General features: G+C 71.2%; 1 protein-coding gene. It reads left to right on the forward strand.

Annotated elements, in window-relative coordinates; translation table 11 throughout:
* Positions 1-43: 43 nt before the first annotated feature.
* Positions 44-3081, forward strand: a 3038-nt coding sequence (locus tag VGD70_RS28105) for a type I polyketide synthase (RefSeq protein WP_331086541.1), incomplete at its 3' end; no start/stop codon positions are given.

Raw genomic sequence — 3081 nt, forward strand, 5'->3', positions numbered from 1 at the left:
GGCTCTGCGTGCCGGTGAGTGCTCCCTCGCGTTGACCGGCGGGGTGGCGGTTCTGTCGTCGCCTGCGTCGTTCTCGGAGTTCGCCAAGCAGGGTGGTCTCGCTGGGGACGGCCGGTGCAAGGCGTACTCCGATGCCGCCGACGGCACGGGATGGGCCGAAGGTGTCGGGATGCTCGTCCTCGAGCGGCGGTCCGACGCGGAACGCCGAGGGCACCGGATCCTCGCCGTGCTGCAGGGCTCGGCCGTGAACGCCGACGGCGCGTCGAATGGTTTGACCGCGCCGAACGGTCCGTCGCAGCAGCGGGTGATCCGGCAGGCCCTTGCGAACGCGGGTCTCACGGCGTCCGATGTGGACGTTATTGAGGGGCATGGGACGGGCACGCGGCTGGGCGATCCGATCGAGGCGCAGGCGGTCCTTGCCACCTACGGGCAGGACCGTGACGTGCCGGTGCTGTTGGGTTCGGTCAAGTCGAATCTGGGGCATGCCCAGGCGGCGGCGGGTGTCGTGGGTGTGATCAAGATGGTGCAGGCCATGCGGCACGGCATCGCGCCGAAGACGTTGCACCTGGACACGCCGTCGTCGCAGGTGGACTGGGACGCGGGCGCGGTGTCGCTGCTCACCGAGGCGGTCGCCTGGCCGGTCGCGGACCGGCCGCGCCGCGCGGCGGTGTCGTCGTTCGGGGTCAGCGGCACCAACGCCCACGTCATCCTGGAGCACGTGCCGCCGGAGGAAGCGCCGGGGCCGGCTGGTCCTGCCGTGCTGCCGCTGGTGGTGTCGGCCCGGTCGGAGCGTGCGCTGACCGCGCAGCTCGATCTACTCGACGCGGTTCCGTCCACGGTGGACACTGTGTACACGCTGGCCACCGGCCGTGCCGTGCTCGATCACCGGGCGGTGGTGCTGGCCGGACGCGACGGGAAGCGGGTCACCGTGGCCTCCGGGGAGGCCATGCCGGGTCGGTTGGCGTTCGTGTTCTCGGGTCAGGGTTCGCAGCGGTTGGGGATGGGCCGGAGTCTGTACGAGCGGTTCCCGGTGTTCGCGTCCACCTTGGATGAGGTGCTGTCTCGGCTGGATCCGGGTGTGCGTGAGGTGATGTGGGGTTCCGATCCGGCGGCGTTGGAGGACACGGGGTGGGCGCAGCCGGCGTTGTTCGCGGTTGAGGTGGCGTTGTTCCGGTTGGTGGAGTCGGTCGGTGTGCGGCCGGACGTCCTTGTCGGGCATTCGGTTGGCGAGCTGGCGGCGGCCCACGTTGCCGGTGTGCTGTCGTTGGACGATGCGTGTGCGGTGGTGTCGGCGCGGGCTCGGTTGATGACGGCCCTGCCACCTGGTGGGGCGATGGTCGCCGTGCGGGCGACCGAGGCGGACGTCCTTTCCGTGCTGACCGGCAAGGTCTCCATCGCGGCCGTCAACGGTCCGGACAGCGTCGTGCTGTCCGGCGACGAGCAGGCGGTGCTCGCCGTCGCCGACCGGTTCGAGAAGAAGACCAGGCTGCGGACGAGCCACGCTTTCCACTCGGCGCACCTGGACCCGATGCTGGCCGAGTTCGCCGCGGCGATCGACGGCGTCCACGCCAATGAGACGACCGTGCCGGTGCTGTCTACTGTGGACACCGAAGATCGGTTCGGCGATGCCGCGTACTGGGTGCGGCAGGCACGCCAGGCGGTTCGGTTCGGAGCCGCGATCGAGGCGGCGGCACCGGACCGGGTGCTGGAGATCGGCCCTGACGGCGACCTCTGCGCTCTGCTGCCCGAGCTGGCCGCGGTTCCGCTCCTGCGTCGGGATGCCGATGAGGAGGAGTGTGTCCTGCGGGCCATGGCGACACTGCACGTCGCAGGTTCCACAGTGGACTGGACCGGCGTCGTCGCCGGCGGTCGCCTGGCCGGCCTGCCGACGTACCCGTTCCAGCGGGAACGGTTCTGGCCCGACGGCGCCGCCCGGTCCGGCAACCCGTCCGGGCTCGGTCTTGCCTCGGCGTCGCATCCGTTGCTCGGTGCCGCGGTCGTCCTGGCCGACGGTTCCGGAGTGCTGCTCACCGGCCGGCTCTCGCTGGCCGCGCAACCGTGGCTGGGCGACCACCGCGTCGGCGACGCCGTGCTGCTTCCGGCGACGGCACTGCTCGAACTCGTGGTCCGGGCCGGTGACGAGGCGGGCTGCGGCACGGTGGCGGACCTCACTCTGGTGGCGCCCCTGGTGCTGCCGGAACGGGGCGGTGTCCACGTCCAGGTGCGGGTCGGGGAGCCCGGTGGGACGTCCGGTGCGCGGGAGGTGACCGTCCACTCCCGACCGGACGGCACGGTCGACGCGCCGTGGGTCGTCCACGCGACGGGCACCCTCATCGAGCCGGCAATCGCGGCCGGCGCGGACTTCGCCGCGCTCGCCGGGGAGTGGCCGCCGTCGGAGGCCGAGCCGGTTGACCTCGACGGGTGTTATGCGCGGTTCGCGGAGGTGGGTTTCGGTTACGGGCCGGTGTTCCAGGGTTTGCGTGCGGTGTGGCGTCGCGGCAGTGGTGTCGACGCCGAGGTTTTCGCGGAGGTGGCGTTGCCGGATCGGGTGGCCGGTGCGGATGCGTTCGGGTTGCACCCGGCGTTGTTGGATTCCGCTCTGCACGCGCTGTTGGTGACGCGGTCGGCGTCGGGCGGCCAGCGGTTGCCGTTCGCGTGGGAAGGCGTGTCGCTGCACGCATCCGGGGCGTCGGCCCTGCGGGTCCGTCTGGTCGCCGATGGCGCCGATCGGATTGTCGTCGATGCGGCCGATCCCGCCGGCCGTCCGGTTCTGTCGGTCCGGTCGTTCCGGGATCGGGAGGTGAAGTCTCTGCCGGTGGTCACGCGTGCGGTGGAGCAGGACGCGTTGCATGTCGTGCGCTGGGCACCGGTCGCGGTGGACGCGTCGTCGACCGAGCTGTCCGTGGGTGTGCTCGGTGAGCTGGCGGGTCTGGATCCGGTGCCGGACAACGTGTTGGTGTCGCTCGGTGGTGAGGAACTCACCGGTCCGGAGGCGGTCCGTGTGGTGACCGGTCGGGCATTGGAGTTGGTGCAGACCTGGCTTACCGACGAGCGTTTCGCTGCGTCCAGGCTGGTGGTGGT

Source organism: Actinophytocola sp., from assembly GCF_036402745.1.
Taxonomy (GTDB): Bacteria; Actinomycetota; Actinomycetes; order Mycobacteriales; family Pseudonocardiaceae; genus Actinophytocola.